Below are 5,654 nucleotides of genomic sequence, written 5' to 3' on the forward strand. Positions count from 1 at the left end.
GAAGAGAACGCAGAGGTTGAAAAAACAGCAGGCATCGGAGAAATGGCAGAAAACATAGAGGCTACAGGAACGGTAGAATCCGGAGAAAAATCCGAGACTGAAACCACAGAAACCGAAACAGAAACCATAGAAAACGGAACGGAAACGGAAAACGCGGAGACCGAAGAGGAAACCGAAACTGCTCCGGTGAAGAAGAGATGGTGGCCGTTCGGCAGAAAATAGATCAGAAGAAATTACAGGAGAGTTTTAGAAGAATCGTTGGTGACGGAGGAGACGCAAGATGGAAGAACAGATGTTGACGCTTGGCAAATTTGAGGAGGCCAGTGAGGTTGTAAAGAGGGTAACGCTTGAGACAAAGCTGGTATACAGCGATCATTTCAGTCGTCAGACAGGTAACAAGGTCTATCTGAAGCCGGAGAATATGCAGTTTACTGGCGCATACAAGTTAAGAGGTGCTTATTACAAGATGAGTACCTTGTCGGATGAAGAGAGGGCAAAGGGACTGATCACTGCATCCGCCGGCAACCATGCGCAGGGGGTGGCATATGCCGCACAGTGTTATGGAGCCAAGGCGACCATCGTGATGCCGCCGACGACGCCCTTGATCAAGGTGAACCGTACCAGAGGATATGGAGCGGAAGTTGTACTGCACGGTGATGTCTATGATGAGGCATGCGCCAAGGCGTATGAACTGGCGGAGGAGCACGGATACACGTTTATTCATCCGTTTGATGATCTGACCGTGGCGACCGGTCAGGGCACGATCGCGATGGAGATCTTTAAGGAGCTGCCGCTAGTGGATTATATTCTCGTCCCCATCGGAGGTGGCGGACTTGCAACGGGCGTTTCGACACTTGCCAAGCTTTTGAATCCGAAGATTAAGGTGATCGGTGTTGAGCCCGCTGGCGCGGCATGTATGCAGGCCTCCATCAAAAACGGCAAAGTAACCACACTGCCTACGGTGAATACCATTGCGGATGGTACGGCAGTCAAGACTCCCGGTACCAAATTGTTCCCTTATCTTCAGCAGAATCTGGATGAGATCATCACGGTTGAGGACGAGGAACTGGTAGTGGCATTCCTTGATATGGTTGAGAACCACAAAATGATCGTTGAAAATTCAGGATTGCTGACTGTGGCGGCACTGAAGCATTTGGATGTGAAAGACAAGAAGGTGGTATCCATCTTAAGCGGAGGGAATATGGATGTGATTACCATGTCTTCTGTTGTACAGCAGGGTCTGATCCTGAGAGACCGCATTTTCACCGTTTCAGTATTGCTTCCGGACAAGCCAGGTGAGCTTCGCAGAGTCTCCGGCACTATCGCCGATGTGAATGGAAATGTGATCAAACTTGAGCATAACCAGTTTGTATCCATCAATAGAAATGCAGCAGTGGAGCTCCGCATTACGTTAGAGGCATTTGGAACGGACCATAAGAAACAGATCATGGATGCGCTTGAGAGAGAGGGTTACAAGCCTAAACTGGTAAGAACGAATATTTAAGAAGTTCATTGCAGATTATCTCATAAAACTGCGAATATATGGCAAGAATTTAATACAGAAATTTTAAATAATTGTAATTTTATTCTAAAGGTAATATTAAGGTAATATTATGGAAAACTTAGAATTAACTGTAATGAATATGTATTCCGATATTTTAAACACTTATGGAGATATTGGAAACTTCAGATGCATTAACCAAAGAATCAAATGGAGAAAGATTGGTTTAAATATTCAGGACTGTACCATAGGCCAAGATAATGATTTCGATTGGGAAGACATTGACATCATTCTAATCGGAGGAGGTTCTGACAATAACCAGTCCATTGTTTCCAATCATCTTTTAAAGCAAAGGGCTGAATTGGCGGAATTTATTGAAAATGGAGGAGTTCTTCTTGCCATATGTGGAAGTTACCAAATGTTTGGCAATAAGTACATAGATGTTGATGGTAAGGACATTCCCTGTTTGGAAGTCTTTGATATTGAAACTGAAAGTCTATCAGAGAGACTTATTGGGGATATAGTTATTTCCAATGCAATAAATGTTTCCAATACTGTTATAAATAATGATTTTGATTTTAAACTGGATTCCTTGGTCGGTTTTGAAAATCATGGTGGAAGAAGCTATCATAATCACGACCCATTAGGTTATGTTAGGGTAGGTCATGGGAATAATGGTGAGGACAATAAGGAAGGCATGATTTATAAGAATTTCATTGCAAGTTATTTGCATGGTCCTTTCTTGCCAAAAAACCCATTCATTGCAGATTATATGATTTTTAATGCATTGAATAGGAAGTATTCAATTTCTGAAATTGGGGAACTTGATGATTCCATAGAAATTGATGCACATAAAAGGATGTTAAAAAGATTATTGGGTGATTGAATGAAAAGAGACGCTTATCATCAGTTTATCAGAGATCCGGACAATAAGGCAAAGTTGTTTTTAGGCATAACTGGTGCAATGATTATAACTACTATGCTCATTGTTATTGGAACAATAATTCTTATCTTAAGTCTGGTGGGAATTATATAAATTAATTTTTTTATTTTTTTTAATCATTGTTCTGTTTTTATTATTTTTATTAAAAAAGAGTAATTTTTATTAATTTTTATCTATTTTAACTATTTTTAACTATTTAATTTCATTATAAAGAAAAAATATTCATTAAATTATGAAATATGTTCATACATTTGTTTTTCAGCTATTTCCATATTTCTAATAGCTATTTCTAAATCCTTATCCGAGCTAATTATGGTTATTATCGGTTGATTAGCCTCTATTTTAACTCCATTATATGGAATGTCATAAACATTTTTCAAATTCAAGTCTCCAATCAATATCTGTTTTTTGGAATAAACAATCTTTTTAATTCCATATCTTTCAATTGGAGGAATTTCTATCAATTCTCCTTCACAAGCCTTTATATGGGCTTCCAAAAGGTTTATGTCCATTACATTTTCACACAATTCATATGTTCCCTGGAATCTTGGATTTATTTCAATTACATTCAATCCATTCTCTCCAAGAATAAAGTCAATTCCATTGGATCCGACAAGATTGAATTTTCTAATCAGATCTTCTGAAAGAATTTTCATCTCTTCATTTATTTCTTTGACTTCCCTTTCTGAAAATTTATTTTTCAAATTTGAGTTCTTTTTATTTTGCAATAAATCATTTTTCTGATTATTGTTTTGAGAGAAATTATTTTTCTGATTGTTGTTTTGAGAGAAATTATATTTTTGAATATTGTTTTGAATGGAATTGTTATTTTGACCTTTAGTTTCAATTGAATTGTTTTGAATATTATTGTGATTGAATTTATTGATGCTTCTAAAGTCAAGGGGCATAATGTTTCCAGAATATTCAAATGAATCTTTTCCAAGATCATTTTCAGTTATCAATCGGGAGTTGAAAATGTTTCTTGCATCATTTTTGCTTCCAAGTACTGATGAAGAAAGATTAATTCCACTTACATACTCCTGAAGCATATAGTTTTCAAGGTCTATTTTTTCAAAAAATTTTTCAATATTATTTAATTGATGTAACCTTTCATTATTTAAAAATAAAAATCCTAAACCTCCACTTCCTTTAACGGGTTTTAAAATAAATGAAAGATTATCATTTTGTTTAAGAATTTCAATCAAATCAGATAGATGTTTTGGTTGAAAAGTGCTTGGAACATTAAATTTGTTTTTCAGTTTTTTATAAAACTTAAATTTGTCATCCACTGTTTCAGTTTTTTTGTTTCCAACAATCTTATTTTTGAATTTTGAAAATTCTCCCATGAAGTCATTTGCATTTATTCCTGTGGTAAGTACAATCTTGTCAATTTCTGAATTTTCAATGCTTGGCTTTTTGTTAAGATTGGAATTCTTGGTTTCATCTTTTTTATTCTTGTTAATTTTTTCATCTATTGTGGTATTTGCATCTGTTTTATATAGGATGTCTCTTGATAATTCAAGAAGTTTTTGTGGACTGTAATTATCTTCAAAGTTTCCACAAGAATTCACTGACTCTTGGTCAAGGATATGCTTTTCCTTGAAGGGAATTTTAAAATCCGCAGTTTTAAAATAGCTTATGGAAAATGTTCTGTAATCCAGCCTCAATGCTGAATTAACCATAGGTCTTGTATCAATTCCCATAATTAGTAAATTTTCCATAATATCACTTGATTTGTTTTGTAAAAAATATTAGTTTTGTTTGGTTTTAATTTTAAAATTATTAGTTTAAATTAATACTCAGTCTCTGGCTTGATCATAGACTGTTTTTATTGTGTCCATGTCTACATTTGTATAAATCTGAGTTGTGGAAAGGCTTGAGTGTCCCAATAATTGCTGAATTACTCTTATGTCAACTCCATTCTTTAAAAGGTGTGTTGCAAATGAATGTCTTAAGACGTGTGGTGTGACTTTCTTTTCTATTCCAGCTTCCTTTGCATATCTTTTAATCATCAACTGCACATATCTTGGAGTTAGTTTTCTTCCATTCTTGTTTATGAAGAGATATTCTGAATCAGGGTTTTCATTTTCAATGTAGTTTGTAATAAGGTCCTTTGTCTTCTCGTCAAAGAGAACTATTCTGTCCTTGTCCCCTTTTCCCCTGACTCTGATTGTTCTTTCATCAAAATCAATATCCTTCTTGTTAAGCTTTACAAGTTCTGAAATACGTAATCCTGTTGAATATAACAATGAAAGTATGACCTTGTCCCTTATCTTTGCAGTCCTTTTCATTTGACTGTCATCTTCAGCGATTACAACTGATTCTATTAAGTCATGGACTTCCTTTTCATTCAATGATTTTGGAAGTGCCTTGGTTCTTTTAGGGTTTTTAATTTCGTCTAAAAAATGAATCTCATTGAATTCAAGGAATTTCTTTGAAACAACAGTGTTTAGGTAGATGTAATTCTGTGCAACATCCTTGTTTTTTCTCAAATCTCTGATATATCTTTTAAAACTAGCTAAAAAATGTTTCTCATCATATAGTTTCTCTTCATTATTCATGTAGTCAATCATGTTTCTAATGATTGATTTGTAGGTTTTGATGGTGTTTTCGGAATAGTTTCTAATTTCCATTTCTATAACATAATTGTCAAGCATTTCCTCAAAATCAAATATGCTGCAAATGTGTTTTTTCTCACCCCTATCATCATAGGCAGGCAACCTGACTGGAGATAGTTTGGGCTTTTCATTTGATAATGAGTATTGATCAGAAAATATATTCATTTTAATCCCTTTTAGACTTTTAACCCATTGTTCTAATTTAAGGACATTTAAGGCATATGGATTTTAGTTTATTCTTTAAAAAAAGTTCATAGAATTAATTTTAAAAATTCTACTTCGTTATACCTTAACATATAGTACTATTTTTACTTCGTTATACATTATAAACTTTTATGTTTTACTTCGTTATACCTTAAAAATTTAATTTTCTTAAAACTATTTATTTTAAAGGATTAGCTATTGAGGTTATTTAATTTTATTTTTAAAAATTTTTTAGACCTTTTGAATCTTTTTGTATAGATATTAACAGCTTTTTTATATAAATAATTTATTTAATAATGATTTAGTAAAAATAAATTTTCATTGTTTTTGAAATAATTTTTTTTTAAAATAATTAAAATAATTAAAATAATTAAAATAATTAAAATAA

Annotated in this window: 6 protein-coding genes; 4 read left to right on the top strand and 2 right to left on the bottom strand. The window is 33.6% G+C overall.

The window, feature by feature from the left end; translation table 11 throughout:
• The 4 genes from Q0138_RS02300 to Q0138_RS02315 all read left to right on the top strand — a co-directional run.
• Positions 1 to 222 (top strand): hypothetical protein (locus tag Q0138_RS02300; protein WP_297980373.1); only part of this gene is annotated, 222 nt, incomplete at its 5' end.
• 58 nt (positions 223 to 280) lie between these two features.
• On the top strand, positions 281 to 1,504 hold the full coding sequence (ilvA, locus tag Q0138_RS02305) for a threonine ammonia-lyase (protein ID WP_297980376.1): 1,224 nt from the start codon (positions 281 to 283) through the stop codon (positions 1,502 to 1,504).
• A 109-nt stretch (positions 1,505 to 1,613) separates the two neighbouring features.
• Positions 1,614 to 2,387, top strand: coding sequence for a glutamine amidotransferase (locus tag Q0138_RS02310; RefSeq protein ID WP_297980379.1), 774 nt, complete (start codon positions 1,614 to 1,616; stop codon positions 2,385 to 2,387).
• Positions 2,388 to 2,537, top strand: a complete 150-nt coding sequence (locus Q0138_RS02315; protein WP_297980382.1) for a hypothetical protein — start codon at positions 2,388 to 2,390, stop codon at positions 2,535 to 2,537. It abuts the gene before it with no gap.
• A gap of 137 nt (positions 2,538 to 2,674) precedes the next feature.
• Here the strand turns inward: Q0138_RS02315 and Q0138_RS02320 are convergent, their stop codons facing one another.
• Both Q0138_RS02320 and xerA read right to left on the bottom strand, forming a co-directional pair.
• Positions 2,675 to 4,165, bottom strand: a complete 1,491-nt coding sequence (locus tag Q0138_RS02320) for an ATP-grasp domain-containing protein (protein ID WP_297980384.1) — start codon at positions 4,163 to 4,165, stop codon at positions 2,675 to 2,677.
• 78 nt (positions 4,166 to 4,243) lie between these two features.
• On the bottom strand, positions 4,244 to 5,227 hold the full coding sequence (gene xerA / locus Q0138_RS02325; RefSeq protein WP_297980387.1) for a site-specific tyrosine recombinase/integron integrase: 984 nt from the start codon (positions 5,225 to 5,227) through the stop codon (positions 4,244 to 4,246).
• Positions 5,228 to 5,654 lie beyond the last annotated feature (427 nt).

The sequence above is a fragment of the uncultured Methanobrevibacter sp. genome, assembly GCF_937906425.1.
Classification (GTDB): domain Archaea; phylum Methanobacteriota; class Methanobacteria; order Methanobacteriales; family Methanobacteriaceae; genus Methanobrevibacter.